This window comes from Streptomyces sp. NPDC007896 (assembly GCF_042959425.1).
GTDB lineage: Bacteria > Actinomycetota > Actinomycetes > Streptomycetales > Streptomycetaceae > Streptomyces.
Window position 1 is genome coordinate 56,484 of the sequence record NZ_JBIBKX010000009.1, and the last position, 24,998, is coordinate 81,481.

At 67.8% G+C, this 24,998-nt stretch carries 26 protein-coding genes and 4 pseudogenes; 15 read left to right on the plus strand and 15 right to left on the minus strand.

Annotated features, from left to right (window positions below; translation table 11 throughout):
- Positions 1 to 51: 51 nt before the first annotated feature.
- Positions 52 to 741 (plus strand): annotated as a pseudogene (arsM, locus tag ACFZDJ_RS27715) (arsenite methyltransferase); the annotation flags it as partial.
- 331 nt (positions 742 to 1,072) lie between these two features.
- On the opposite strand, the gene ACFZDJ_RS27720 reads toward arsM, so the two are convergent.
- The 5 genes and pseudogenes from ACFZDJ_RS27720 to ACFZDJ_RS27740 form a co-directional block, all read right to left on the minus strand.
- A complete protein-coding gene (locus tag ACFZDJ_RS27720; protein WP_391062686.1) occupies positions 1,073 to 2,233 on the minus strand; it encodes an oxygenase MpaB family protein in 1,161 nt (386 codons plus the stop codon).
- Between the two features lie 24 nt (positions 2,234 to 2,257).
- Complete coding sequence (locus ACFZDJ_RS27725; protein WP_390940098.1) at positions 2,258 to 3,310, minus strand: polyprenyl synthetase family protein; 1,053 nt, start codon at positions 3,308 to 3,310, stop codon at positions 2,258 to 2,260.
- Entirely contained in the window at positions 3,303 to 3,587 is a 285-nt protein-coding gene (locus ACFZDJ_RS27730; RefSeq protein ID WP_391062689.1) for a polyprenyl synthetase, read from the minus strand. The genes ACFZDJ_RS27725 and ACFZDJ_RS27730 overlap by 8 nt, the downstream gene beginning before the upstream one ends.
- A gap of 315 nt (positions 3,588 to 3,902) precedes the next feature.
- A pseudogene (locus ACFZDJ_RS27735) lies at positions 3,903 to 4,058 on the minus strand (transcriptional regulator); the annotation flags it as partial.
- Between the two features lie 13 nt (positions 4,059 to 4,071).
- Positions 4,072 to 4,936: pseudogene (locus ACFZDJ_RS27740) on the minus strand (RNA-guided endonuclease InsQ/TnpB family protein); the annotation flags it as partial.
- Between the two features lie 6 nt (positions 4,937 to 4,942).
- On the opposite strand from ACFZDJ_RS27740, the gene ACFZDJ_RS27745 reads away from it, so the two are divergent.
- A complete protein-coding gene (locus ACFZDJ_RS27745) occupies positions 4,943 to 5,170 on the plus strand; it encodes a hypothetical protein (protein WP_391063405.1) in 228 nt (75 codons plus the stop codon).
- The gene (locus tag ACFZDJ_RS27750) at positions 5,149 to 5,283 is read left to right on the plus strand and encodes a hypothetical protein (RefSeq protein WP_390940102.1); all 135 of its coding nucleotides are present in this window, start codon (positions 5,149 to 5,151) and stop codon (positions 5,281 to 5,283) included. The genes ACFZDJ_RS27745 and ACFZDJ_RS27750 overlap by 22 nt, the downstream gene beginning before the upstream one ends.
- Before the next feature lie 76 nt (positions 5,284 to 5,359).
- On the opposite strand, the gene ACFZDJ_RS27755 is transcribed toward ACFZDJ_RS27750, so the two are convergent.
- Together ACFZDJ_RS27755 and ACFZDJ_RS27760 are read right to left on the minus strand one after the other, a co-directional pair.
- Positions 5,360 to 5,704, minus strand: a complete 345-nt coding sequence (locus ACFZDJ_RS27755) for an Imm51 family immunity protein (protein ID WP_391062692.1) — start codon at positions 5,702 to 5,704, stop codon at positions 5,360 to 5,362.
- Positions 5,705 to 5,795: 91 nt separating this feature from the next.
- Complete coding sequence (locus ACFZDJ_RS27760) at positions 5,796 to 9,062, minus strand: BTAD domain-containing putative transcriptional regulator (protein WP_391062694.1); 3,267 nt, start codon at positions 9,060 to 9,062, stop codon at positions 5,796 to 5,798.
- Positions 9,063 to 9,288: 226 nt separating this feature from the next.
- Between ACFZDJ_RS27760 and ACFZDJ_RS27765 the strand changes: the two genes are divergently transcribed.
- Both ACFZDJ_RS27765 and ACFZDJ_RS27770 read left to right on the plus strand, forming a co-directional pair.
- The gene (locus tag ACFZDJ_RS27765; RefSeq protein WP_391062697.1) at positions 9,289 to 9,639 is read left to right on the plus strand and encodes a hypothetical protein; all 351 of its coding nucleotides are present in this window, start codon (positions 9,289 to 9,291) and stop codon (positions 9,637 to 9,639) included.
- 13 nt (positions 9,640 to 9,652) lie between these two features.
- The gene (locus ACFZDJ_RS27770) at positions 9,653 to 9,778 is read left to right on the plus strand and encodes a hypothetical protein (protein WP_390940110.1); all 126 of its coding nucleotides are present in this window, start codon (positions 9,653 to 9,655) and stop codon (positions 9,776 to 9,778) included.
- 32 nt (positions 9,779 to 9,810) lie between these two features.
- Here the strand turns inward: ACFZDJ_RS27770 and ACFZDJ_RS27775 are convergent, their stop codons facing one another.
- The 4 genes and pseudogenes from ACFZDJ_RS27775 to ACFZDJ_RS27790 all read right to left on the minus strand — a co-directional run bounded on the left by ACFZDJ_RS27775 (position 9,811) and on the right by ACFZDJ_RS27790 (position 12,031).
- Positions 9,811 to 10,125 (minus strand): transposase, encoded by a 315-nt coding sequence (locus ACFZDJ_RS27775; RefSeq protein WP_391063359.1) that lies wholly within the window; start codon positions 10,123 to 10,125, stop codon positions 9,811 to 9,813.
- 216 nt (positions 10,126 to 10,341) lie between these two features.
- Positions 10,342 to 10,854: pseudogene (locus ACFZDJ_RS27780) on the minus strand (transposase family protein); the annotation flags it as partial.
- Positions 10,855 to 11,007: 153 nt separating this feature from the next.
- Positions 11,008 to 11,358 (minus strand): hypothetical protein, encoded by a 351-nt coding sequence (locus tag ACFZDJ_RS27785; RefSeq protein ID WP_391063363.1) that lies wholly within the window; start codon positions 11,356 to 11,358, stop codon positions 11,008 to 11,010.
- Between the two features lie 217 nt (positions 11,359 to 11,575).
- Positions 11,576 to 12,031, minus strand: a complete 456-nt coding sequence (locus tag ACFZDJ_RS27790; RefSeq protein WP_391062700.1) for a hypothetical protein — start codon at positions 12,029 to 12,031, stop codon at positions 11,576 to 11,578.
- Between the two features lie 192 nt (positions 12,032 to 12,223).
- Between ACFZDJ_RS27790 and ACFZDJ_RS27795 the strand changes: the two genes are divergently transcribed.
- Positions 12,224 to 12,385, plus strand: coding sequence for a hypothetical protein (locus tag ACFZDJ_RS27795; protein WP_168504391.1), 162 nt, complete (start codon positions 12,224 to 12,226; stop codon positions 12,383 to 12,385).
- 36 nt (positions 12,386 to 12,421) lie between these two features.
- Here the strand turns inward: ACFZDJ_RS27795 and ACFZDJ_RS27800 are convergent, their stop codons facing one another.
- A complete protein-coding gene (locus ACFZDJ_RS27800) occupies positions 12,422 to 12,973 on the minus strand; it encodes an HIT domain-containing protein (protein ID WP_391062702.1) in 552 nt (183 codons plus the stop codon).
- 440 nt (positions 12,974 to 13,413) lie between these two features.
- On the opposite strand from ACFZDJ_RS27800, the gene ACFZDJ_RS27805 reads away from it, so the two are divergent.
- Complete coding sequence (locus ACFZDJ_RS27805; RefSeq protein ID WP_390940124.1) at positions 13,414 to 15,000, plus strand: Na+/H+ antiporter; 1,587 nt, start codon at positions 13,414 to 13,416, stop codon at positions 14,998 to 15,000.
- 18 nt (positions 15,001 to 15,018) lie between these two features.
- On the opposite strand, the gene ACFZDJ_RS27810 is transcribed toward ACFZDJ_RS27805, so the two are convergent.
- The gene (locus ACFZDJ_RS27810) at positions 15,019 to 15,294 is read right to left on the minus strand and encodes a hypothetical protein (RefSeq protein ID WP_391062705.1); all 276 of its coding nucleotides are present in this window, start codon (positions 15,292 to 15,294) and stop codon (positions 15,019 to 15,021) included.
- Positions 15,295 to 15,448: 154 nt separating this feature from the next.
- On the opposite strand from ACFZDJ_RS27810, the gene ACFZDJ_RS27815 reads away from it, so the two are divergent.
- From ACFZDJ_RS27815 to ACFZDJ_RS27825, 3 genes are all read left to right on the plus strand, one after another.
- Positions 15,449 to 15,637 carry a hypothetical protein gene (locus ACFZDJ_RS27815; RefSeq protein ID WP_391062708.1) on the plus strand — a complete coding sequence of 63 codons (189 nt, stop codon included), beginning with the start codon at positions 15,449 to 15,451 and terminating at the stop codon, positions 15,635 to 15,637.
- A 173-nt stretch (positions 15,638 to 15,810) separates the two neighbouring features.
- Positions 15,811 to 16,200, plus strand: coding sequence for a hypothetical protein (locus ACFZDJ_RS27820; RefSeq protein WP_391062710.1), 390 nt, complete (start codon positions 15,811 to 15,813; stop codon positions 16,198 to 16,200).
- A 298-nt stretch (positions 16,201 to 16,498) separates the two neighbouring features.
- On the plus strand, positions 16,499 to 16,903 hold the full coding sequence (locus tag ACFZDJ_RS27825; protein WP_391062713.1) for an SsgA family sporulation/cell division regulator: 405 nt from the start codon (positions 16,499 to 16,501) through the stop codon (positions 16,901 to 16,903).
- A gap of 119 nt (positions 16,904 to 17,022) precedes the next feature.
- Here the strand turns inward: ACFZDJ_RS27825 and ACFZDJ_RS27830 are convergent, their stop codons facing one another.
- Positions 17,023 to 17,727 carry a TetR family transcriptional regulator gene (locus ACFZDJ_RS27830; protein ID WP_391062715.1) on the minus strand — a complete coding sequence of 235 codons (705 nt, stop codon included), beginning with the start codon at positions 17,725 to 17,727 and terminating at the stop codon, positions 17,023 to 17,025.
- A gap of 240 nt (positions 17,728 to 17,967) precedes the next feature.
- Here ACFZDJ_RS27830 and ACFZDJ_RS27835 point away from each other — a divergent pair, with 240 nt between their 5' ends.
- The 3 genes from ACFZDJ_RS27835 (at position 17,968) to ACFZDJ_RS27845 (ending at position 21,105) form a co-directional block, all read left to right on the plus strand.
- Positions 17,968 to 19,173, plus strand: a complete 1,206-nt coding sequence (locus ACFZDJ_RS27835; RefSeq protein ID WP_391062718.1) for an IS256 family transposase — start codon at positions 17,968 to 17,970, stop codon at positions 19,171 to 19,173.
- 49 nt (positions 19,174 to 19,222) lie between these two features.
- Complete coding sequence (locus ACFZDJ_RS27840; RefSeq protein WP_391062721.1) at positions 19,223 to 19,783, plus strand: hypothetical protein; 561 nt, start codon at positions 19,223 to 19,225, stop codon at positions 19,781 to 19,783.
- 557 nt (positions 19,784 to 20,340) lie between these two features.
- A complete protein-coding gene (locus ACFZDJ_RS27845) occupies positions 20,341 to 21,105 on the plus strand; it encodes a hypothetical protein (protein ID WP_391062725.1) in 765 nt (254 codons plus the stop codon).
- 482 nt (positions 21,106 to 21,587) lie between these two features.
- On the opposite strand, the gene ACFZDJ_RS27850 is transcribed toward ACFZDJ_RS27845, so the two are convergent.
- Positions 21,588 to 22,886: a transposase gene (locus ACFZDJ_RS27850; protein WP_391062728.1), complete on the minus strand. Its 1,299-nt coding sequence runs from the start codon at positions 22,884 to 22,886 to the stop codon at positions 21,588 to 21,590.
- 110 nt (positions 22,887 to 22,996) lie between these two features.
- Between ACFZDJ_RS27850 and ACFZDJ_RS27855 the strand changes: the two genes are divergently transcribed.
- Positions 22,997 to 24,118 (plus strand): IS630 family transposase, encoded by a 1,122-nt coding sequence (locus ACFZDJ_RS27855; protein ID WP_391062731.1) that lies wholly within the window; start codon positions 22,997 to 22,999, stop codon positions 24,116 to 24,118.
- 43 nt (positions 24,119 to 24,161) lie between these two features.
- The gene (locus tag ACFZDJ_RS27860) at positions 24,162 to 24,944 is read left to right on the plus strand and encodes a methyltransferase domain-containing protein (protein ID WP_391062733.1); all 783 of its coding nucleotides are present in this window, start codon (positions 24,162 to 24,164) and stop codon (positions 24,942 to 24,944) included.
- Positions 24,945 to 24,998: the final 54 nt, after the last annotated feature.

The following is a 24,998-nucleotide window of genomic DNA, read 5'->3' on the forward strand; positions in this document are numbered from 1 at the left end:
GAAGCATAGCATTTTTATATTCATGGTTTATGGAAATGGTCGACTGGCGCAGGCGGCACCGCCTGTTGCGGACCCGAGGCCCTCGAGATCGACGACAACTTCGGCTCCACCCTGTACGCCGAAGACGAGCGCGACACCCTGCCCGCTGAGGCCCTCGCCGCCTCCCTCGGCTGCGGCAACCCGACCGCGGTGGCCGACCTCCACGAAGGCGAACGCGTCCTGGACCTCGGCTCCGGCGGCGGCATCGACGTACTGCTTTCCGCTCGCCGCGTCGGCCCCACCGGCAAGGCGTACGGGCTCGACATGACCGAGGAGATGCTCGCCCTCGCGCTCGAGAATCAGCAGAAGGCCGGCGCTACCAACGTCGAGTTCCTCAAGGGCACCATCGAGGCCATCCCGCTGCCCGCGAACACCATCGACGTCGTCATCTCCAACTGCGTCATCAACCTGTCCACCGACAAGCCCGCCGTCTTCGCCGAGATGATCCGGGTCCTCAAGCCCGGCGGCCGGATCGGAATCTCCGACGTCGTCGCCGACGACACCCTCACCCCCGATCAGCGTGCCGAGCGCGGCGACTACGTCGGCTGTATCGCCGGAGCCCTCTCCTTCGCCGAGTACCGCCAGGGCCTCGAAGCCGCCGGGTTCACCAACATCGAACTCAGCCCCATCCACGCGGTCGCCGACGGCATGCACTCCGCCATCGTCCGCGCCACGAAGCCCACCACCAGCAACAAGGCTGAGGCGAGCACGGGCAGCGACTCCTGCTGCGGCGTCACCGCCTGCTGCACTCCCGCTGAACGGCCGGGGCAGCCAGGAGACGTTGAACATCAGCCGGTGGAACCTGAACTGGTGGGGAAGTCGGCGTCGACGTCGCCCTCGACGCCTCCGGCCGGTGGCGCCACCCCGCACGCTGACATCGCACCTGCCCCCGACCTCTCCCCCGCCGACGTCCCCAAGCGCACCCCGACCCCGGAAGCGTCCGGGCCGCCCACCCCGCCCACTTCACTCCAGCCACGGGTGCGGGCATGGTTTGTCGGCGGCCGCGCCGCGGTGCCCCTGAAGGTTGTTGTCGCTACTGGCTGATGGTTGCCGGCGGCGGGGTCCAGCGGTTTTTGGGCGGGATGGTGCTGCTGACTCCGAAGTCGTTCTTGAGCTGTTCGGGGATGGCGTAGTGCATGACGCGGCCGCGGGTGAGGGAGGACAGTTCGAAGATGCTGGTCAGGTGGCCGAGTCGGTCCAGGGCCCAGCCCGCCAGGGGTGAGCGGTCCTCAATGGTTTCCAGCAGTCCCAGCAAGGTGGGGGCGGCCTTGACGACGGTGTCCCAGGTCGTGCGGGGGACTTGCAACCAGTCGGCGCAGGTGTCGCCGATCAGGTAGCGGATCAGGGCGGAGACGATCGGGTCGAAGAAGGTGCCGGGCACGACTTCTTCGTAGAGGTCGATGAGCTGGCGGGTGAGCCGGGCGCCTTCCTCACTGGGGCCCATGTGGCGGGTCATGTACAGGTCGGAGAACTCGCGGGCTGCCTGCAGGTCCTTGGGGACATGGTCCTGGTCGATGCCGAGGATGGCGCCGACCACCCGCCAGGCGTAGTAGTAGGCCTCGGCGCCTTCGTTGCTCATGTGGATGCCAAGGCGGTGCAGGGCGTCGAGGACCTGGATGGAGAACATCATCTGCCCGCCGATCATGTCCTCCTGACAGATCGGCGTGCCCAGGGTGGCGGTGTCCCAGCGGTCCTCCCGCTTGAGGTGGTGGCGGATGGAGGCATGCAGCAGCCGCACCTTCTGGGCTGCGGGGATGAAACGGCTGCCGGCTTCGAACGCGCCGGGCTGCATGAGGTAGACGGTGAACTGGCCCGTCTCAGCCATCCGTTTGGAGGGGTACTTCAGCGAGTGGGTGGCCGACAGCAGCTTGGCCACGTGGGGCAGGATGTAGCAGGCGGGCATCGAGGCGAACGACAGCGCCGTGGAGATGTGCACGTTGTTGTCTATGAAGAACAGCCGTGCTTTCTCCATCTCACCCCAGTCCACCCAGGCTGGGGGCGTGCTGGTCTCCAGGTACTCGCGGGCGACGTCGGGCAGCCCCTCGGGAAGGTCCTGCCCGACGGTGGAGACGTAGCGCATGAGCGTGTTGAACTTGCCGACCTCTCCGCGCTCGAACAGTGCCGCCACGGTCGCGTCGGCGAGTTCGTCCCCTTCGGTGCGCAGGGCGTCCATGGACGCTTGGGTGTAGGTCATAGTGCTCCTTCGGTGGGGTGGCGGTCAGTGAGTGCGGGTGGCTGAGACGGTCGCCAAGGCCGACAGCGCGCGGCGTGCTTCGGTGGTCAGATCGGCGTCGGCCAGGACGTCGTGTGCTTCACGCAGCCGGGCGTTGATCATGTCTTCGACGCGGGCGACGGCCCCGGTGCGGTGAGCGATCTCCCGGACCCGTTCCACCTGCTGCTCGCTGAGCTTCGCCTGACCGAGCAGGAGGTGCAGCTCGCCGTGTTCCGCCTTGGTGGCGGACGTGAGCGCGTGAGCCATCAAAGCGGTGGGCCGGTTCCCGGCCAGGTCATCGGCCGGATCCTTGCCGGTCTCCTCAGGATCGCCCAACAGGCCCAGCAGGTCATCGCGCAGCTGGAATGCCTCGCCCAGCGGCAGGCCGTAGTCGCTGTACGCCTGCAACAGCCGCGGCGGGGCGCCGGCGAGAAGGCCGCCGATCTGCAAAGGGTGTTCGACGGTGTATTTGGCGGTCTTATAACGGATCACCTTCACCGATGCGTCCGGGTCCGGCTCGGCTCCGGTGCGCAAGACCTCCAGGCACTCACCGGCCACCAGTTCGCGGGCCAGAACCGCCCACACAGGCCGGGCCCTGCTCAGGAAGGCGCCGGGCAGGCCGGAGGTGGTGAACAGCTGCCCGGCCATCGACATCAGCAGATCACCCACCAGCATCGCCAGGGACCGGGCGCCGGCCTTCGGCCGCGCATGACCGGTGAGCACCCCGCGCAGGGCGATGTGCCCGGTGGGTCGGCCGTGCCGGGTGCGGCTGTGGTCGATCAGGTCGTCGTGCACGACGGCGGCCGCATGGACCAGCTCGATCGCGCCGGCGGCGCGTACCAGCGCCTCGCTGTCGGGCTGGCCGGCCCCGCGCCAGCCCCAGTAGCAGAACGCCGCCCTGAGCCGCTTGCCGTGCCCGGTCGCGGCATGAAGTTGCTCTGCAACCGGCGCCAGACAGGCATCGATATCGGCCAGCGCCTGTGCTTCCACGGTAACGAATTCGCCGAGGACTTGATCAATGCGCTTCTTCAGTAAGGCGTGCTCATCCCGTTCACTCACTGCCGCTCTCCGCCTGGGTGCGAGCGGTCACGGTGCGGGCGAGGACCTCCAGGTGAGCCGGCGCCCCGGCCGCATGCCGGTCCAGGAGCAGGCGGCCACGCGCCTTGGTCTCCTCCTGGCCGTCCACCAGAAGGTCCCCGAGATCGGCGCGACGCAGCAGGCCGCTGACGCCGCCCACCGCGCTGCTCAGCCCGCAGACCGCCAGATCGGCAAGGCCGGCCACCAGGGCCACCGTGTCCTCGGTCAGGCCCAGCTTGCGGCCGTCATGGTGTGTCACAGCATGTCCCCCTGCGGCAAAGCCCGCCCCGGCTCCGGCCGGCTGGCACAGAGCAGCACGTAGCAGTGTTCGGCACAACGCGGTTCGAGTCTGGCCACCGAACACACCCCAGGCAGCCCATATGCACTATCGAGTGATCTTCTCCAAAGATCCCAACAGGCAGTAAGCGGCACCTGTTACGGGACAAGAACCTTGCAGCACTGGGGCAGGCACCAAAGGGGCCCTACAGCCGGCGCCTTTCCGCCATTGGAGAGCTGTATGCCTTCTGCGGACTGCGGCACATCGACCACCGTGACGTCCAGGCATAGCCCTACGGCCGTAGAGGTGCACGGATACGTGCTCGCGGTCCTCGGCGTCACCGGCCGTCTTGGCGGCCTTGCCTCGCTCCCGCCAGCGCCGGGCCAGCGCCTCAAGTTCGTCGCTCATCTCGGCGAGTCCGGCCGGGGTGAGGTCGAGCAGCCACTCGGAGGTCAACTACCCGGCGCTAAAGCACCGGGCTTGCACAACGGGCGTCACTGGCGGTGATGCTGCGTTTGCGTCCAGCCCCATCCGGTGCTTCCGGGGTGGGGCGGGGGCCGTTGACGGGGCCCCGCGTCGCCACAACTCCCATGCTCTGGCGCGGATGTTGCGGGAGCCGTTGCGGTCTGCGTGATCAACGAATCCGCAGTTCCGGCACGCGAACCAGGCCTGGGAGACCCGGTTCGCCCTGTCGACGTGGCCGCACTCGGCGCAGGTGCGGGAGGTGTACGCCGGATCGACGTACACCACCGGCACTCCTGCCCGGCGGGCCTTGTATCCGACGAAGCTCCCCAGCTGGGCGAACGACCAGGAGGAGTGGGTGGCCCGTTGGGGCTTGCGAAGCCGTACCCGTTCACGGATGCCCGTCAGGTCTTCCAGGGCGATCCCGCGACCGGTGCGGTGCGTTCTGCCTCGGCCACCACATGCTTCGCGATCTTGTGGTGGATGTCCCGCGCCCGCCGCGCCTCCTTGCGCCTGCGCTTCTTCAGGCGGCGCTTCGCGGACAGGGTGTTCTTCTTCTGCAGTTTGGTACGGAGCTTGCGCTCGCGGACCCGGATCCGGTTGATCTCGCGCCCTGCCATGATCTCGCCGTCGGACGTGGTGGCGATGTTCACGATGCCCAGGTCGATCCCGAGGAAGTCCGACGGCTCGGCGTTGAGCGGAGCCTCGGGCACCTCGCAGGTGGACAGCAGGAACCACATGCCGTCCCAGCACACCAAGTCGGACTCGCCCTTGCGGTACAGGGCGAGGGTGGCCAGCTGCTCCGGGGAGGCGGTGAACGCCACGTCCTCCACCCGCCCGGCAACCGTCCAGACCGACACCCGCCGCTCGGCGCCTTGGCCGTCTCCCTCCGCGACCTGCCGCCGACCTGGCACAAGGACCTGTTCACCAGCAGCCCCCACTCCCCCGCCGCCACCTGCCGGACGGTCTTGGAGCTCCCCGGACCGGAGACCGCGCCGTACGACCCGCTGGACTGGGAGGACTGCCCGGCTGCGCCGAAGCCCAGGACCAGTGCCGCTACCACCGCGGCGTCTTCGACGGCATGGAGTACCAACGCGCCCTGATCAAGACGGCCCTGACCGATAGCACGGTCATAGACCAGCTCCAGCAGCGCCACACCGAACTCGAGGCGACCACTGCCCGGACAGCGGCCGCCGATACGAGCACCTCCTCCTGAACAACCCCCGGCCCCGCCCCAGGCGGGGCCCCTGTCATTGGGCTTCACCTTTGTCGTCTACTACTCAGGGCTGGTGTCAGTAGTCAAAGGAGTCCGGATCGGCCGTGGTCAGGAAGACGCCCAGTTGCTCGGGCGATCGATACAGGTCGCGCATGAGGATGCCCAAGGCTTCAAGAACCTGGCGATTGGACGAGTACACGGCAAACATCCCGGACTCGGAATCGTGCTCTACCTGATCTGCTGCCTCGGGCAGGTGCCGGGCCACGAGGAGTCGCGCAACACCTTCCCAGGTATAGCCGTTCCCCTCCCGCCCCGAAGCCTGGATCGCCGGCATCACCTCGCTCCAGCCCGTGAGCAGAAGGCTGTAGCTGGGATCGAACTCGATGTCTTGGAGCAGAAACGGTGCCAGGTCATGGTCCATGGCGCGACGATAACCATGCTTGGTAGCACGGAGGAGGCTCGCCGACCACACGATCGCTTTCCTGCCATGGGCGAACCTTACGGGGCTTGTTCTACCGGTCGAGGTCTTTGTACTCCTCCGCCGGCACGCCAACGCTCGAGAAGATGTCCAATGCCTGCTGCCTCACCGGTCCAGCGGCAGCGTCTCTACGCTTTTGGAGGGAGCGGCTGAGGGCCATGAGAGTACGGGCTTCGCCGAGCCGGTGGCCGGTCTCACGGTGAATTGCCAGTGCCCCCTGGCCGAGCGTGACGGCTGTGGCGTACGCCGCCTCGGACTCCGCTGTCCCACACAGGACTGTCAACGCCTGGCCCTCGACCACACGGAAACCGTGCTCGCGTGCCAGGCTCAGCGCCTGCTCGGCATGGCAGCGGGCCTGGTCGTGCCGGCCCAGCTCCTTCTGTGTGAGGGAGAGTCCCAGGATGCTGTCCGCCTCGGTACGCCTGAATCTCGCCTCGCGGGCCAAGGTGAGAGCCATCCCGTCAGCCCGAAGCGACTCGTCGAAATGTGCCAGTCGCCGGTGGGCGGCGGCGATCGTGTTGAGGATGCCGGCCTTGATCCAGCGTCGTCCCGTGTCCTTGACCTTGGCAAAGGCACGCTCGGCGTCCATCAGCGCCTCGTCGTGGCGGCCGAGCTCGAGATTGATCTTCGCGACGGCGTCGAGCATCATGGCGCGGGCGTCGCGGTATCCGCCGCTCTCGTCAGCGGTCACCTCGGGGCCGAGGACGTCAAGGCCGTCGGCAAAACGGCCGAGTTCCCAGTACACCCAGCCCAGATTCTGCAGAGCCGGGCTGGTGTCGTACCAGCCGATCTCCTCCTTTCGCCTGATGACCTGTTCGAAGTGATCGGCAGCCTCGCGCAGCCGGCCCAGATCCCGGCAGGTCATACCGAGGCCGACCAACCCCAGCCCTTCAACGTGAAGATTTCCGGCTTCACGGGTGATCCGCACGGCGGTGGTGAGATGCTCGTACGCACTGTCGAGCCGCGCCATGCTCCATTCCACGAGGCCTCTGCCCTCGAGAGCCGCCGCCTCGCCCGTCGCCCAGCCGAGCTCCCGACTGATGTCCAGTACGCGTGCGTGATGTTCCATCGCCTGCCTGGCGTGCCCCCGGTCCCACTGGACCTGTCCGAGGCTGTGGTGCATGGCTGCCTGGCCGTAGAGGTCGCTTTCGGCCTCCGCCGTTTCCAGCACCGTCTGCGCGGTGGCCTGCCACGTCGCACGCGGCAGGTAGTACCAGAAGTAGCCGTACAGGGCGTCGGTCAGATGCCAGGCGACGGGGCGGGGACCATGGCGGCCGGCATGGTTGATGACGGCGAGCAGATTTGCCCGCTCGGCCTCCAGCCACTGCTCGGCTTCGGCGGCGGACGGCATGCTCGGCTGACCGTCCTCGGGGCGGAGCTCAGGGGGCAGCTCCGGGAAGAGGAAGGTTCCCGAGATGGCGCGAATGGCGTTCAGGTACCAGCTCAGGAGTCGTCGCAACGCGGCGTCGCGATCCGCTGTCGTCTCTTCCACCCGCGCACGCTCCTGCGCGTACTCGCGAAGGAGATCATGGAAACGGTATCGGCCCACCGTCGCGGGTTCGATCAGGTGGGCGGCGGCCAAGGCGCTGAGCAGGCGTCGGGTCGGCTGCAGTGGTGCGCCCAAGAGGACTGCCGCGCCTTCGGCGGTGAGCTCCGGTCCGGGGAAGAGGCCGAGCAGGCGGAACACGCGGCGCGCGGCAGGAGCCAGCTCTCGGTACGACGCGGAAAAGGCCGTCCGCAAGGGGGAGTTGTCGTCACCGCCCGGCTCCAGCGCCTCCAGCCGACTGCCCTCGGACAGTTCGGTGACCAGATCAGCCAGGCGCAGGCTTGGATCGCCCGCCATCCTGGCGGCGGCCACGCGCAGCGCCAGCGGAAGGCTGCCGCACAGCCGGATCAGTTCGTCGACCGCGAGTGGTTCGGCGGAGAGCCGGTCCGCGCCGAGTGCCTCGCTCAGCAACGCGTGGGCCTCGGCCGGCCGGAGGAGGTCCAACGGCAGGGCGTGTGCCCCGTCGCGGGCCACGAGATCGCCGAGCCGGTTGCGGCTGGTGACGACGACGCAGCAGGACGGGCTGCCCGGGAGCAGCGGGCGGACCTGCTCCGCCGAAGCCGCGTTGTCCAGCAGGACGAGCAGGCGTCGGCCGGCCAGCAGGGTCCGGTACAAGCGGCCCTGGGCCTCGTGGTTCGCGGGGATCTCCGACGCCGCGAGCCCCAGGCTCCGCAGCAGCAGCTCAAGCACCTCGCCGGGCTCGAGGGGTTGCCGGTCGTGGTCGAATCCGTGCAGGTTCACATACAGCTGGCCGTCCGGGAAGCGGTCACGCACCTGGTGCGCCCAGTGCACTGCCAGAGCCGTCTTGCCGATGCCGGCGGCGCCGCCGATGGCGGAGATGACCACGGTGCTCGTCGGCCCCCGGCCTTGGTCGGGCGGAAGCAGCGCGTGGAGCCTGGCGAGTTCGTCGGTGCGGCCGGCGAATCCTGCGGCGTCGTGCGGCAACTCGGCCGGCGAGGGCGGAGCGCTGTCGCCGGCCGGGCGAGCGGACCGTTGCGGTGACCCGGGTCGTATCGGTGCGGCCGTTGCCGGATGGTTGCGGATGAGCTCGGAGAGCGTCTGCGCGGGAGGAGCTGCCGGACGGAGGAGGTAGGCGTCGTCCTGACGCAGCACCGCTTCGTACACCCGGCGGAGCTCCTCACCGGGATCAACTCCGAGTTCGTCCCGCAGGCGTACGCGCATCTCCTGATAGGCGTTGAGCGCTTCCGCTTGACGTTCGCAGCCGTACAGGACCCGCATGCGCAGCGCCAGCAGCGACTCGTCGAACGGATCGGACGGGGCGGCAAGGTCGTCCAGGGCCTCGCCGAACCGGCCGAGCAGCACCAGGCACTCGAGACTCGTCAGCCGGAGCGTCCGACGCCGCTCCAGCAGCCGCTGCCGCTCGCTCTGCGCGAAGGGTCCCGGAAGGTTGGCCAAGGGCTCTCCGCGGAACAGCGCGAGCGCTGCGGACAACTGGTCCGTCGCGCCGGCCAGATCGCCGGACGCCTTGGTGCGCAGCGCCGCGTCGCCCCGCTCTGTCAGGTCCGCCGTATCGAGCCGGACCCCGTCGACGACGAAGCGGTACCAGCCCTTGCCGCTGCGGATCACCGACTCCGCAGGCCGGGTGCCCAACGCGTCGAGCGTCCTGCGCAGCGGGTTGACATGACTGGCCAGTACCTTGTGACCGGATGCGGGTGTCTCCGCCCCCCACACCCCGTCGAGTAGTAGTTCATGGCTCACCACAGCGTCCGGGCGCAGCAGCAACACGGCCAGCACGGCCTGTCGTTTGACAGGCCCCAGATCCAGTGGTGTTCCGCTCCGCCAGGCCCGTAACGGCCCGAGCACCTCCATCCGAAGCCGCGCAGGAGATCCGCCGTCCACCCCGAAGCCTCCGCTCCCGCACATCATCGGAATTTCATCAGCATTGCAGTGTGCCCCGCCATGGTTGCAGACGCGGCCGAGAACCACGGAGCAGCGTCGCGCAATGGACAGGGAGTCTGAGGTGACCGAAGTGGAGCTGGTGGCCGCCGCGTCGGCCGGGCTGACGGACACCGCACGTGGGGCCGTCCACGACCTTTACACCGCGCTGCGCGAGGTGGTCCGGCGGCGGTTGGCCGGAGGCAGCGGGTACTGCGTGCGTGTACTGGACGCGCACGAGGCGGACCCCGACGTGTGGCAGAGTCGGCTGGTCGAGGTGCTGACGGGCTCCGGGGTGGAGGAGGACGAGGAGATCCTCGCGGCGGCCCGCATCTTGCTCGGCGCCGAGCGCCGGGTCGGCGGGTTCACCGTCGACGCTCGCGGTGCCAACGGTGCGCACTTCGGTGGCGGTGCACGGAACAACACGTTCCATTGACGGCGCCGCGCTCATGACCGTAGGCAATGACCGGCCCCACATCGATGCCGCCGACGCCCAGGGTATGCAGATCGGCGACGGCGGCACACAGAACCAGAACAACAACTGGTTCGTGCGGCAGACGGGGGCGATCCGGTGACGAACCGGATTACTGATTTCGGCGTTTTAGGGTCAGTTCGGTCTGTCGAGAGCGAGGCCTGCCCCGGCAAGGAATCCGTCGAGGATGCTGTGCCAGTACTGCAGTGCCTTGAGTCGCCTGCGGAGCAGGGTCTCCAGCTCGCTGAGGGCGCGGGCGGCGAGGTTGGCCAGGCTCCGCTTGATATGTGCCCACATGCCCTCGACCGGGTTGAGCTCGGGTGCATGCCCGGGCAGCAGGACCACCGTCAGCCAGTCCCGCTCGGCCACGAATGACTTCATCGCCTTGGAGATGTGGGTGCTCAGCTTGCCGTTTGACCTCCCCTGCTGTGACGACGGCGCCGGTGTCAGTCCCGAGAGCTAGGTTGTGTGAACAGATAGGCGAGCATCCCAGGCACTTGCTTGCGAGGGCCGGGTTCTCAAGTGCGGAGGGGAGCCGAGGCAGTGCCATCGATCGAGCAGCGCTTGGAAGCGGTCATGGCGGTGCCTCTCGACACCCTGATCGAATCGGAACATCGATCCCGACCGTCGGGGGAGACGGTGTACTCGTGGCGTCTGCCGGAGGCCGATTGTCGGGAACTGGGCGGAGCCGGACACGAACGCGCAGCGGCCGGGCTGGTGGGCTTTCGGGCGGCGGACCTGAGTCTCGGTGCCATCGATCCGCAGTTTCACGCCCTCCGCCTGCGCGTAGGCGAACACGTCGGCCAGGGTCCGCAGCCGCACCCCGGGGCGGCCCGGGACGGCGAAGCCCCGCTCGGCGAGCAGCGGGCGGATCTCACCGATCGCTCGGGTGATGGTGGACCGTTCCAGTCCGAACAGCTCTGCGAGCGCGGCGTGGGGGAGTTGGGTGCGCAGGTGGACGAGGGCGATCAGCACCCTATCGGTGAAGACCAGGTCGTGCTTCGGTCCGGCGCCCGGCTGCTGTTTGCGCTGGCCACCGCGCCGCTCGTGCAGCGCGGACTCGCACCGCGCGGTCCACGGACCGGCCAACTCCTCGATCAAAGCGCCAAGATGGGCACGGGAGATGCCCGTGAAGGCAGAATGAGACAAGGCCGCACGGGCCCATTCCTTCGTCGTCACACACGAGGAACTCGTGCGGCCGCCTCCACGTCACGCCCGGCGCCCTCACGATCTCCGTTGATCATTGCTGGTGGGTAATGCCATGACCTGGGCGGACGGAATCAAGGGTCCTCACTTTGGGCGCCCACGGCGGTTCAGCCCAAGGGCTGGGCCTCACAGCCACCGCTTGGCTGCCTCGACGCTGTCGCCGCCGCTGGTGTTGAACGTGATCGCGGCCCCTGGTGCATGCCGCCGGACCAGGTTCACGACCTGCTCGAAGAACGTCACAAGGGGTTCAGGCTTGCGTATCCCACCCCCGATGACGACGACGTCCCAGTCTTGTTCGGAAAGTGCCGCGACCACCATGGACTCGGCTGATTCGTCCGGCGCGATCAGCGTCATGGAAGCGTCGATGGCATGTTCGCCAAAACGGGCCAGTTCCTTGTCCAGGACCGCGCGCATGGCGTCCCCGTCCATACCAGGCACTGCGTGAGGGTCGAAACCAAGAATGAGAACGGAAGGCATGCTCTGCATGACGATCAGCCCACGGTGCCGGTTCCCATTGCCCGAAGCTGCCATCCCGGTGGCAACCCCATCGGAGACCCCAGGCGCTACCCGAGTCGGCGGCGACAACACCGCGTGAGACGGCGACTTCGCTCACAACGTCGTTAGCCTCCGTGGCCGAACCCGTCATCCGGTGCAGCCACAACCCGCAATGCCACGGACGCGATCTGCTCCTGCGTCAGATGCAGCCGCCACCGCTTGATCCCGTGGTCGCACGAGGCCGTACGGACCTGCTCCGCCAGCCCGCCGACCGGCGGCACCAGAGCTGATCAGCGAGGCCGACGAACACGCGCAGCGCCGCCATCTGCGACGGAATCAGTTCCACCAGCTGCCGGTTTGCTTCCTCCCCGCCGGGCGGAGGCTCGGCCCGGGGGCGGGACTGGCCGTAGGCGAGGGTGTCATGGCCGTACGGAGTCGGGCGGGCAGCCCACCGCACGGGCCGACCCTCCAGAGCCGACAGCTCCGCGCGGTCCTCCCGGCAGGCAAGCTCCACCAGGCCCTGATTCTCCAAGGCGTTCACCTGCTGCTGGTGTGCCGGGAGGAGCTCCGTGTCCAGCGTCCAGCCGTGCCCGGCCGCCTGCCCGCGCTCGCACAGCGCCTCCAGCACCGACAGCGCCCTCTCCCAACTCCTCATCCCACTCCCCCGCCGTGTGCCCATGTCCGTACGCGTTCGCCGACCTTAGACGTCGATGCGGCGCGGCGTGCGCGGCTGGCTCGCCGGGGCGTACGTCCGGCCCGACGGCCAGGAAGTCCGGGGCCGCGCCTGGGACGCCGACACCCGCTACCGCTACGGCCTCTACCTCGCCGGGATCGAGGTCCCCGCCGGATGGGGCCAGGACTGGTTCGCCACATTGGCGATCTCGTCTGGCACGTCGAACCCCTGCACATCCAGGACTGGGCCTCGAGACTCACCGCCTTCGACGGCACCCCGCTCGCCGCCTCCCGGGCCCGTGCCATCTCAGCCGTCCGCTCCTTCTACGCCCAGTGACCGGCGCAGGCAGCAACTCCGCCTGACCGTCACCGATCAACAGGAACCCGGCGGCCTTCGGCCGCCGGGCAATGCCTTCCGCAGGGCCACAGCGCGCGCACGTCGCACGTCCCATGGTGCTTCGCACGATTGCGGGTCAGGCATGCGAAACCCGTCGTCCTCGAACCGGGGGACGACATGGACATGCACGTGGTGAAGCACCTGACCCGGGATGTAGTTGTTCTGCGTGACGGTGCTTCCGACAGCCCCATAGGCGTCCTTCACCGCAGACGTCACTCTCGCTGTGACCTCGAAGATCTCATGCAGGAGATCAACTGGGACGTCATACAAGCCGGTCACGTGAGACACCGGCAGGACAAGGGCGTGACCGGGGTTGTTCTGCCGCTGCTTGAGAGCGGGGACGACGAAGACGTTCTCCGATCGATAGGCGACCAAGTCGTCATCGATCTCGCCTCGCCCGATCCTGCAGAAGGCGCAGTCACTCACCCTCAAGACCTCCGAAGTCACTTCACGCCAGCCCTGTCCAACTGGAACGACGATTCTGGCAGGCCATGGCCCAGGTGGACATCTCGATTTCCCAGAGCCCATACACCGCGGCAGCCCGCTCCTCTGTGACCACGGACCTGGCCACTCACGCTCTTGCTCCCCACATCGTCCAGTACCAGATCAAGTAAGGCCGAAGAGCAGGTCTGGCCGTTGAAAACGACCGGGGCTACTCCTCGCCTCGCTTGATCAAGTCCTCAAGCGAGGCGGGGAACCTCGGTGAGTGTCTGACGCTGTCGAGGATCTCGGAAAACGGGGTTCCGAGTGTGATCGTTTACTTAGTGTAGCTATTTGACTACTTTGCGTCATGACTGGTCGTGAGTGTCACGACCCCCAGGCACGGAGCTGCCGTGCGCCGCCGCAACGACTGCCGCGCCCTGATGGTCGCGGCTCCATGTCAGCTGCATCACCGCCCGAGGTCGGTTACGTTGATAAAGCACCTGGTCAGAGGGGGGTAACAAGCCGTAACCCACCCGGGACACTCCATGACCGGCCTGACCGTCATCCTGCTGCTCGTGGTTCTGGCCACCGCCGTGGCGACCGGTGCCCGACGCTGGAGCTTGCCCGCCCCCTCGCTCCTCGTAGTTGCCGGTCTGGTCGTGGGGCTGATGCCCTGGGTTCCAGAGGTGCGCCTGCCGCCTCACGTGATCAACGTGCTGGTGCTGCCACCGCTGCTCTACGCCGCGGCTGGGGAAATCTCCGTCCGCGACCTGCGCACCGTGTGGCGGCCTGTGACCGGCCTGGTCTTCGGCCTGGTCCTCGCCTCGGCCATCGCCGTCGGGTACGTGGCCCACGCGATCACCCCGCTCACGGCCGCGACCGCGTTCATCCTCGGCTCTGTCCTGGCCAGCACCGACCCCGTGGCCGTGACCGCGCTTGGCCGGCGCCTGTCTCTCCCACCGCGCGTACAGGCCATGGTGCAGGCGGAAAGCCTGTTCAACGATGCCACCTCACTGGTCCTGTACAAGGTCGCCGTGGCCACCGCGGTGTCCGGCAGCGCCATCAGTGTGCCCGGGACCGTTGAGCAGTTCCTGATCCTTGCAGGCGGAGGAGGCCTCATCGGCGCGGCGGTCGCCGCAGTGGTGGCCCTGATCCGCAGACGGACCGAGGACCCCATGCTGGAGACCGTCATCGCATTGGTCACGCCGTACGCCTCTTATGTCATCGCGGAGCAATCGCACACCTCCGGCGTGACCGCCGTCATCGTGTCCGGGGTCGTCCTCGGCAGCACCGGCCACAAGCTCAGCAACGCCCCCGTCCGCCTCCAGGTCCACGCCGTCTACGACACCGTGACCTTCCTGCTGGAGAGCGTCGTCTTCGCCCTGATCGGCCTCGAGCTCCCCTCGGCCGTCCGTCATCTCGCGCGCGACGAGCACGGCTGGCCACTGTGGGTGCCGGTGATCGCCTTCACTCTGCTGGCGGTCCGCCTGCTGTGGATCTTCCCGCTGTCCGCCCTGATCCACCACCGGCACAGGGAGGTCGACAACCGCCTCTCCTGGCGCGTCCCGGCTGTCCTGTCCTGGGCGGGCACCCGAGGCGTCATGCCGCTGGCAGCCGCGCTCTCCATCCCCCTGGTCACCCACACAGGGGCGCCGCTGCCGCACCGGGCGCTCATTCTCACGCTCACCACCGGGACCATCGCGCTCACTCTGATCTTCCAGGGTTTCACCCTGGTCCCCATCGTCCGCCGCTCCGGCATCGCTCTGGAACCGGAGCGCACCGCCCGCGAGGAGGCCCGGACCCGCCGACACATTGCAAACGCCGCTCTCGAAGAGCTCAAACAGCTTGGCGATCTGGATCAGCTCGCTGATCTGGGTGCCGCCGCCGAGGCCGCCTTGAAACAGGCCCGTCGCCATCTGGAAGCGCGCATCCACCAGGTTGAAGACGCCCACTACAGCGACCCGGACGCCCGTCCTGCCGACGCCTACCGCGAGATACGCCAGACACTCATCGCCATCGAGGCGGCCGAGCTCCAGCGCCTCTACGAAGCGAACAAGATCAGCAACGCCACCCGGCGCCGGATCCAGTACGAACTCGACCTCGAAGAAGCCAGCCTCCGTGACCGCGGCTGACTGCCACTCCCGGTAACCCTAGGTCGAAGCCTGCCGGCGCAGCACCGTGTCCGGACGCACCACCAGCCGAATCCTGCACAGCACCTCCGAGGGCAGGCGGTGCAGCAACGCTGCCAGGAACGTGCCATCGCTTGGAGAGAACCGAATCCTCTCGCCACCGAGTTGGCGCTCCAGCACCGTGATCTGATGGCGCAGGGCGAGGATCTCTGTGTGCTTGCCCCGATCACTCATGGGCAGCAGGCGCAGCACGGCGAACGCATTCGCCACGGTCAGGTAAGCCAGTCGCAGCAGCACGACCGGCCATCATGCCGGGGTGATCGCCGGCCGCGCGCGAGTACCGGTCCGAGCATCCGCGCTCGAGACCCCGCGCATCCCGCACACCGACTTCCACCTGAGCGGATGAGGTTTTCGGCAAGGGCAGCGTCGGCCGCGGAAGAGCCGAGCGGTGATGTTGGACGACATCCCCGATGCGCAGGTCGCGGCGCAGGCGGAGCCTGATCCCGGCGGCTCCCAGCGCGAGCCTGGCGTCGGCGCCCCGGGTCCGGGATGCCCGTTCCTGCACAGGTCGGACCCGTCGCCCGCCGCCTCGGCCACCGTCGCCCTGCTCGTGCCATTCGCCCCCTCCGACGTGCTGTGATGAGCCTCACCGCAAACATGAGGGCCCCCTCGAGTACGCTGGGCAACGTCGAACATGAGGACCCCCTCCGGATGATCCTCACAGTTCGGCACCCGGCCGATCCGGATTCCCCGGATCACGGACAGGACGGCCGCCCGGTCAACGGAGTCGCGGCACATCACAAGGAGATGACCATGAACAAGTGGATCAAGCGCGCCTCGACCGCTGTCGCTTCTACGGCGCTGGCAGGCGGAGCCCTTCTCGGAGTCAGCGGCACGGCCTCGGCGGCGACGGCCTCGGCGCCCGGGGAGCACACGCAGACCGCGATCACCGCCTTCACCACCGGCGGCGACCGCGCGAAGGGATACCAGAGCGCTCACCACGAGGCACAGGACGGCAGCTGGGGCGCACCCCGCGGCTGGTACACGAACGACGACCGCCAGGGCCACTACGGGGAAGAGCGCTGGAACGGTAGCCACCTGTACGTCTGGGACGGGTACCGCTGGGGCGAGGCGACGACGTACCGCGTCAGCGCCGAGCGCTGGTACCTGGACCAGGTCGCGTGGTACGCGGACCAGCGCTGATGCGGCCGCAGGCCAGCACGGTCGGTTTGACCGGCCGCAACGACGTGGCTTTGGGTTGTGCCGTTGCGACTCGTCAAACCGACCGCTCGCCGAGCCGACATCGAGCGCGAGCCGGTGAAATCGCCCCCCGGCTGAACAGGGACAACACGCGGGATCCGTGTGTGCTGCTCCCGTCCACCGGCGCTACTGGTTGCGCCGGCGGTACCGCCACCCCCGCACCTCGAAGCACACAGGGAGCCATCGCAGTGCCGGGCGAGCGGGGACATGGAAGTGAGGGACAGTGAGATCGGTCAGAACCGTGGCACACGAGCTGCCCGTGCGGCTCGTCTTGTCGCACGACCTGTCGGTGTCGATACGCGCAGCACTGCAGTACGACGCGGATGATCCCTATGCCGCGCGTGCCGTCTTCCACACCCTGGACCAGAGCGGAACGGTCGAGTGGTTCCTCAGCCGCGACATGCTGGCTCAGGCTCTGAGCGAGCACACCGGGCACGGAGACGTACACATGTGGCCGACCAGTGACTCGGGACGCGATGCGGTGCGCATGGTTCTCAGTTCGCCTGCGGGATCGGCCCTGCTCGAGTTCCCCGCGCAGGGCGTGGAATCCTTCCTGCGCGAAACATGGTCCGCGGTACCGCCGGGGGCTGAATCCAGCCGGTTCGACCTGGACGCCGAACTGGCACAGCTGCTGGCGGAAAACTGAACGCCTCCCCCTGGATGGTGACGCCCCTCGTGGGACTGAGGGCCCGGATGCCGACCGCGGCACCGGGCCCGCCGCATGTCCCGCCGTATGCCCTGTTGCCCGACGTCGTCAGCCGCGGCTCATGCCTCCTCGCGGCACTCGCGGCACTCCTCTTCGGGGCACTCGAGAGTGGTGAGGGTCTGCTCGACCTGCTGGGGGGTCAGCGGGGGCTCGGGCAGCTCGTGGGCACACTCGGCGCGGAAGGCGTCGAGCAGCAGGTGCAGGTGGCGGCGCCAGGCGTTGGGGGCGACGGCACGGGTGGCCTGGATGATCCCCACTTGGGACCAGATCACGAAAGCGATGTCTTCCGGAGTGACATCGTCACGCAGGACACCCTGCTCCTGGGCGTTGCGGAAGATCTGAGCAAGCCGTTCCTTCGTGCGCTCGAACATTCCCCTGCCGAGCACATGGATCGGCAGGCGGGCCGAGACCAGGTCGTTGAAGGCGCGGTCACAGGCCTGCAGTTCACAGAGCTTTTCCAGGTAGGAGCAGAACCCCTCCCAGGCGTCGTCCATGGCTGCGGCCTCTTCGGCTGCGGCGAGCAGATCCGTGAACTTCGCGGTGAAGAGCTCTTCGACCAGGTCGAGCCGGCGCGGGAAGTGCCGGTAGACCGTGCCGATCGCGACACCCGCCTCGCGGGCAACACCCTCCAGGGAAGCGTCCAGCCCCTGCTCGGCGAAAGCCTTGCGGGCAGCGGCCACGATCGCGTCCCTGTTGCGCTGCGCGTCGCGGCGCAGCGGTTTGGCCGGCGCCTGGGGCGCGGACAGGACGTGCTGGTGACTCATGCATCCAGACTAACATGAGGGGCCCCTCGAATTAGACTGTGATCGTGCTCACGGTACGGACCGCCGCGGCCCCATCTTCCTGCTCCGGCTCAGCCGGAGCAGGAAGATGGGGTGACTGAGGAAAACCGCAGGAGCCCCTGTACCCATCACCAGACCGCACTCCCGAGGCGTCCCGGCCGGAACACCAGCATGCCGGGCCGAGTCGGCGCGCAGCAGCACCGCCGGTCGAGGCCCCATCAAATGAAGGCGAAGTTGGTGGAACGGGCCCGACGGGACGGGCTCCAGTTGGTGGGCGAGAGCGGTCTGCTCACCGGGCTGGTGAAGCTGGTCCTGGAGGGTGCGTTGGAGGCCGAGATGGCCGAGCACCTGGGCTACGAGAAAGCAGACCCGGCCGGCGCGGGGTCGGGCAACCACCGCAACGGCACCAGCCGCAAGACCGTGCTCTCCCAGGTGGGGCCGGTGACCATCGACATCCCCCGCGACCGCGCGGGATCGTTCACGCCACAGATCGTGCCCAAGCACGCCCGCCGCGTCGAGGGCTTCACCGAGACCATCGTCTCCCTGTACGCGAAGGGCCTGACCACCGGGGAGATCCAGGCCCACCTCGCGGAGGTCTACGACGTGGAGGTCTCCCGCGACCTGGTCTCCCGCGCCACTGCCCAGGTCGCCCAGGACCTGGCCGCCTGGCGCACCCGGCCGCTGGACCGCGTCTACGCGGTGCTGCTGATCGACTGCATCTACATCAAGATCCGCGACGGCGCGGTCGCGAACAAGCCGGTCTACATCGCGGTCGGCATCAACCTCGATGGGGACCGCGACGTGCTCGGGATGTGGGTCGGCACCGGCGGCGAGGGCGCCAAGCAGTGGATGACCTGGCTGACCGAACTACGCAACCGCGGCGTTGGGGCCGTCCTGATCGCCTGCTGCGACGGCCTCAAGGGGCTGCCGGAGTCGATCAACGACGTGTGGCCCCAGACCGACGTCCAGCTCTGCGTGGTCCACCTCGTGCGCACCAGCCTGCGCTACTCGGCCAAGCAGCACTGGGCCGCCATCGCCCGCCAGCTTCGCGAGGTCTACACAGCCAAGACCGCCGACGAGGCCGAGCAGCGCTTCGTCCGCTTCGAAGAGGAGTGGGGCCAGCGCTACCCGGCGGTGATCGACACCTGGCGCCACAACTGGGAACACGTGATCGTCTTCATGCGCTTCCCGGCCCCGATCCGCCGCGTCGTCTACACCACCAACATGATCGAGTCCCTCAACTCCCGCTTCCGGCAAGCAACGCGGCGACGCGGCCACTTCCCCGACGACGCGGCATTGAAGGTGCTCTACCTGGTCATCCGCAACCCGATCAAGAACCGGGCCAACGTCACCGGCAAGACACCCGCCTGGAAGCAGGCCATCAACAGCCTCGCCAGCTACTACGGCGACCGCGTCACCAACCACTGACAGGAATCATCCACACCAGACCGCACACAAAGATCCAGACACTCCCTGGTTGGTCGTCTGGCAAGCCAGCCGTGCCAGTGCGCCCGCCCCGTACACAGCCCAGCTCCACCGGCTGCGCAACCCTGCCGACCGCCGCCGGCTGGCTCGCGCTCTCGCGGTCGGACTCGTGCTGGGACTCGCGGCCGGTCTCCTGTTCGGGCTCATGTTCGATCTCGGGTTCGGCCTCACGTTCGGGCTCGCGCTCGGGCTCAGGGCCGGGCTCGCGGAGCCCGTCACCAGCGACGCTACGCCAACAGACCCTCGCCATCCGGTACGGGACGATCTCGCGGTCGGGCTCACATTCGGGCTCGCAGCCGGGCTCACATTCGGGCTCACGTTGGGGCCCCCATTCGGGCTCACATTCGGGCTCGCCGTCGGGCTGTACTTCGTTTCCGGGGCTGGCCGCCGCTACCTGGCCTTCCTTTGCTGCTCCCGGGGCCTGTTGCCCTGGCGGCTTGGCGCCTTCCTCCACTGGGCCTACGAAGCGGGCTTGCTCCGAATCTCCGGCATGGCCTACCAATTCCGCCACCGAGAACTCCAGGACTGGCTCGTCGCCCACCCCCTCCCGTAGTTCCCCACTGTCGCGCGCGCCGGTCCGACTCTCGGCTCGCACGCGGCGCAGCGCCAGGAAGCGGGTGGCCTCGGCTTCGCGGCGGCGCTGAGCGCGGGCCGCCGCCCGCCGCGACGTCACCCCGTACTACCTGGCGCAGGCCGCCTGATCATTCAGCGGACCCTCCGAGACCGCTACGAAGATCGCAAACCGTTCGTGATCTTCGAGAGGAAGACCGTCGTGCGCTTCACCCCTGCCGCCCGTACGGCTGCCGCTGGCTTGTCTGTGGGACGCCAACACCCCACACGAGGCGGATGCCGACGGACTGGCAGGACGAACCGCGGTTGCGGCGTGGTGACATCAAGTTCCCCCCCGTGACGTGATCTGTGGCGGAAGCGTAGCTGTACTGCGATGAACCGCTGAGGAGTTGGGGGGTAAACGTAAGAGCCCGCCGTGGTGGTCAGGGCCCATAGAAGCTGTGTCTCATCACGCATGCCAATTACGAAGGGGTCACCTCAGGAGGGCCCGGTGGCTGGAGCCCGGCGGGAAAACACTGGGGTAATCGTCAAGGGGGTTGAGTGCTTCAGGATCAACAGTCTCAGCAAGGACCGCAACCAGCGGATGACGGAGCATCGGATCAGACTCAAACCAACGACTCCTCCACCCAGCAGCCGCGGCGCATCGACTGGATGCAGATCAGCACTGTGATCGCGGCGCTCGCAGCCTCCGTAGGTCTGGCCTTCTCAGGCTGGACCAGCTACTACAGCGTTCGGACTGCACAGGCCCAGCTCGACCAGTCACGCGAGGACGCCGACCGGGAACTCCGTCAGCAGGCTGTACAGGTCTCGACCTGGACCCAGATCGACGGCACCAACGCGCCACGCGGAGAGCCGGGCAAGATCACTGGTTTCATAATGAACCGCTCATTGGATCCGGTCGCCCAGGTCATCATCGGCATTACCACGGAAGCCGATATCGGTACCGTCAACGAAAAGGCGCACAACTTCACGCTCGACCTGGGAGAACTGCCCCCATGCTCCAAAGTGACCATCCCAGCAGAAGTTGTGCATGCCGTAGGCATCAGAACGGAAGTCAACTACAGGATCGTTGGCGTGTCCCTCGTTGACGTCTACGGTCAGCGGTGGACCCGCCTCTCGTCTGGCCCTCTGCTACCGATCAAGGAGGCGTCAGCCAAAGACACGGATGGGTCCATCCAGTACCAGATGGCGATCAAGGCGCTATTCGGGAACATGGACGTCTCAGGCGCGAGTGGCATCCCAGGAGCGGGCAACTCTCCAGTGGATGCCCCGGAGCCTCTGAAAGACTGCGGGACAGACAAGTAGGCAACCCTTCCGCCCCCGAAAGTCACCTGCCCGTCGTACGGTGCCCGTGCGGGCAGGGACGGCGTGTCGTCACTGCCGTTCGGCTACCCGTCCATCGACACTCACCCGAACGGCAAGCGGTACGCCACCGTGCTTCAAGGCCTGACCTCCGGAAAGAGGCTGTGTAGCAGCTCCCTTAACGGGTGTGGTGTTGTCGGTGGCGGCGTCACCCGGCCCCTCGGTCGCTCCCCTCGGTGCGCTGAGCCGCGACGACCTGGGCTTCAGCGAAGCTCCCGTCGACGGTCTGGGCCATCAACCGCCTCAGCGTCGAGTCGTCGTGGGGCTTCGGGCGGCCAATCGATGAAAGCCACAAGCGGCAGAAGTTTGAAAGCCACACCCGACGCCCCTGGGTGGATGAACCATACGAAGGGCTCACCACGTCCCGCAGGACAACGTAGGGAAGGCTGAGCTTGACTCTGTCGGGGATCTTGGTGCCGCCGAGGTCAGCTGCCCAGGGTTCGCCAGGACTTCGGCCGGGGTATCTCGCGTTGATCGAGGTAGTTCTGGAAGGCAGTCGGTCGGCGGGGCGTGGGTGCTTCTTCGGTTGGTGGCAGTCCGCTGAGGCGCTCGATGTTGACGGCGATGGCTGTCAGGACGTGCTGGATGTGGGCCTTTCCCTGTCCTCGGTAGCGGCAGCGTCGCATGCCATAGCCGTGGGCGAACTCGTTAACCGTGCCCTCCACTCCGGAGCGGACCGCGTAGCGGGTCTTCCACTCGGGCGTCTGTTGCTCGGTGCGGACGCGAAATTGCAGGTCGCGGAGTTCTCGTGGGGGAAAACCCACGGTGCGGGTGCTTTCGCGGGAGGTGGTGCACTGGGTGCGCGCCGGGCAGGGCTGGCACTGGCTTTTGGTGAACCTGGCCACGATCAGCGGGGCCGCTGTGGGTGAGGAGGTCGGGTAAGGGCCGTGCCAGCCCTGGCTGACCTGGCCCTGGGGGCAGGTGACCTGCTGACGGTCGTAGTCGATGTGGAAGTCGTCCCGGGCGAAGCCCTCGTCCCGGCGGTGCTGACGGGTGAGGTTGCTCCGCAGTGGCCCGGAGACGGTGACCTGGTGTTCACGGGTGGCTTGTTCCAGGTGGGGCAGGGAGGTGTAGCCGGCGTCGACCAGGTGCTCGGCGGGCAGCAGTCCGCGGCGGGAGAGGCGGGTGTGGATGCCGGGCAGGACCTGGCTGTCGTGGGTGGTGGCCGCGGTGGTGGCCACGTCCGTGATCACGTTGGGGCCGTCGGGAGCACAGGTCTCGGTCAGGTGAGCGGCGAACCCCTTCCATCTGATGATGTGTCCGTGGCGTGCGTAGCGGGCCGAGGTGTCGTAGGGAGAGACGATCGCCCAGGACGAGGGCGGCAGCCCGGGCCCGTCTTCCGTCTCGGCGGTGCGCCAGCGCAGGTGTCCCGCGGCGTCACGGTGATAGTTCTGCACCATGATCTGGCGCAGGGCCTGGATACGAGGACCGGACGCGCGGTCTGTCCCGTGCCGGTAGAGGTGTTCCAGGAGCCGGACGGCGTCGTTTCCAGTGGCAAGGATCCTGGTCTTGGGCTTGGTGGGGTTCTTACCCAGGCGGACCGGTCGGCCGTAACGGCGCCCCCAGTCCTCATCGACCAGCTCGTCCAGCAGGTGAGGGGAGGTGCCGGCGACTTCTTCCAGTGCGGCGCGGACCGCTTCGGTGATCAGCTCCAGGCGGGTCAGGTCACGCACCGCGGCCAGGACATGGGTGGAGTCGGTGCGCTGAGTGGTGCGCTCGCGCACCAGGCCGGCCTCCTTGAGGCGAGCTAATGCTCTGACCACGTAGGTTCGCCGGGTTGGGTGTCCGAGCGGTGGGGTGAGCGGTGACGTCCGATCTGACCGCTGGGGGTGTGGTGGCTGAGCCTGTCCGTGTGCGCAGGTTGACTGACCAGGAGGGGCAGAAGCTGCAGCAGATCGTGCGCCGGGGCAGCACCAGTGCGGTGCGTTACCGGCGCGCGATGATGTTGCTGGCCTCGGCTGGCGGGAACCGGGTGCCGGTGATCGCGAAGTTGGTGCAGGCCGACGAGGACACGGTCCGGGACGTGATCCACCGGTTCAACGAGATCGGTCTGGCCTGCTTGGACCCTCGGTGGGCGGGAGGCCGTCCCCGCCTGCTCAGTCCTGACGACGAGGACTTCGTCGTCCAGACGGCCACCACCCGCCCGACCAAGCTCGGGCAGCCCTTCACCCGCTGGTCCCTCCGCAAACTCGCCGCCTACCTGCGCCGCGTACACGGCCGTGTGATCCGGATCGGCCGCGAGGCGTTACGGTGCCTGCTCGCCCGCCGTGGCGTCACCTTCCAGCGCACCAAGACCTGGAAGAAATCCCCCGACCCCGAGCGCGACGCCAAGCTCGACCGGATCGAGCACGTGCTGGAGCACTTCCCGGACCGCGTGTTCGCGTTCGACGAGTTCGGCCCGCTCGGCATCAGGCCCACCGCCGGGTCGTGCTGGGCCGAACAGGGTCGGCCCGAGCGGCATCCCGCGACCTATCACCGTACTCACGGGGTGCGCTACTTTCACGGTTGCTACTCGGTCGGCGACGACACGCTCTGGGGCGTCAACCGGCGCAAGAAGGGGGCCGCGAACACCCTGACTGCGCTGAGGTCAATCCGGGCGGCCCGCCCGGACGGCGCCCCGATCTACGTCATCCTGGACAATCTGTCCGCCCACAAGGGCGAGACCATCCGGCGCTGGGCAAAGAAGAACCGGGTCGAGCTGTGCTTCACCCCGACCTACGCGTCCTGGGCCAACCCGATCGAGGCCCACTTCGGGCCGCTGCGGCAGTTCACCATCGCTAACTCCAACCACCGCAACCACACCGCGCAGACTCGAGCCCTCCACGCCTACCTCCGCTGGCGCAATGCGAACGCCCGCCATCCCGACGTGCTGGCCGCCCAACGCCGCGAGCGCGCCCGTATCCGCAGCGAGAAGGGCATCCGCTGGGGCGGCCGAAGTCAGGCAGCCGCTGCCTAAAACTGCCCGCACTCCCCGGCGGCCACGCACTACGGTGGGATACATGTCCGAGCCCTCCGTGCGGGATTTCTACGACGATTTGGCCCACGACTACCACCTGATGTTCCGGGACTGGGACGCGAGTATGGCCTACCAGGCCGAGGTATTGGGCGGGCTCGTCCGCCAATCTCTCGGCGCGGGGCCGCACACCGTCCTGGACTGCTCGTGCGGGATCGGCACCCAGGCCATCGGGCTGGCCCTGGCCGGGCACCATGTCGTCGGCAGCGACCTGAGCCCGGTCGCCGCCGCGCGCGCCGCCGCCGAGGCGGCGGCCCGTGGCAGCCGGCTTCCGGCCACTGCGGCTGACATGCGCCAACTGCCCTTCAAGGAGACGTCATTCGACGTCGTCCTCTGCGCGGACAACTCGCTCACGCACCTACTCTCCGGGCAAGACCTCCGGACGACACTCCGCGGCATGAGACGGGTACTCCGAGACGACGGACTGTTGATGATCACTGTCCGGACCTACGACGAGGCGCGCCAGACCAGACCCACGTCGACACCTCCCCAGGTCTCGCAAGCACGCGACGGCCAAGCGATCACCTTCCAGCTGTGGCACTGGCACGAGGACGGCGAACGCTACGACCTGGAGCACTTCCAGCTCATCCCCGCAAAGACCACCTGGCAGGTCCGAGTCCGCCGGACCACCCACTGGGCGCTGACGCCCCCGCAGTTGACAGAGTTCGTGACTGAAGCCGGATTCACCAACATCGCCTGGCACAGTCCGGCCTCCAGCGGGTACTACCAGCCCGTGCTCACCGCACAGCGCGCTCCCTCAGCGCAGTAGCCCAGACATCGACTCCGCCTTGCCCAACTTTCCGTTCATCCATGGCAAACCGGT

Bases quoted from the DNA above. Each gene is read 5' to 3' on its own strand.
- ACFZDJ_RS27795 (WP_168504391.1), top strand. From the start codon at position 12,224: ATGGGGCCAGGACTGGTTCGCCACATTGGCGATCTCGTCTGGCACGTC.
- ACFZDJ_RS27820 (WP_391062710.1), top strand. From the start codon at position 15,811: ATGAACAAGTGGATCAAGCGCGCCTCGACCGCTGTCGCTTCTACGGCG.
- ACFZDJ_RS27720 (WP_391062686.1), bottom strand. From the start codon at position 2,233: ATGACCTACACCCAAGCGTCCATGGACGCCCTGCGCACCGAAGGGGAC.
- ACFZDJ_RS27755 (WP_391062692.1), bottom strand. From the start codon at position 5,704: ATGGACCATGACCTGGCACCGTTTCTGCTCCAAGACATCGAGTTCGAT.
- ACFZDJ_RS27770 (WP_390940110.1), top strand. From the start codon at position 9,653: ATGACCGTAGGCAATGACCGGCCCCACATCGATGCCGCCGACGCCCAG.
- ACFZDJ_RS27750 (WP_390940102.1), top strand. From the start codon at position 5,149: ATGGAGTACCAACGCGCCCTGATCAAGACGGCCCTGACCGATAGCACG.
- ACFZDJ_RS27785 (WP_391063363.1), bottom strand. From the start codon at position 11,358: ATGCCTTCCGTTCTCATTCTTGGTTTCGACCCTCACGCAGTGCCTGGT.
- ACFZDJ_RS27860 (WP_391062733.1), top strand. From the start codon at position 24,162: ATGTCCGAGCCCTCCGTGCGGGATTTCTACGACGATTTGGCCCACGAC.
- ACFZDJ_RS27835 (WP_391062718.1), top strand. From the start codon at position 17,968: ATGAAGGCGAAGTTGGTGGAACGGGCCCGACGGGACGGGCTCCAGTTG.
- ACFZDJ_RS27830 (WP_391062715.1), bottom strand. From the start codon at position 17,727: ATGAGTCACCAGCACGTCCTGTCCGCGCCCCAGGCGCCGGCCAAACCG.
- ACFZDJ_RS27815 (WP_391062708.1), top strand. From the start codon at position 15,449: ATGTTGGACGACATCCCCGATGCGCAGGTCGCGGCGCAGGCGGAGCCT.
- ACFZDJ_RS27805 (WP_390940124.1), top strand. From the start codon at position 13,414: ATGACCGGCCTGACCGTCATCCTGCTGCTCGTGGTTCTGGCCACCGCC.
- ACFZDJ_RS27790 (WP_391062700.1), bottom strand. From the start codon at position 12,031: ATGAGGAGTTGGGAGAGGGCGCTGTCGGTGCTGGAGGCGCTGTGCGAG.
- ACFZDJ_RS27800 (WP_391062702.1), bottom strand. From the start codon at position 12,973: ATGGGCTCTGGGAAATCGAGATGTCCACCTGGGCCATGGCCTGCCAGA.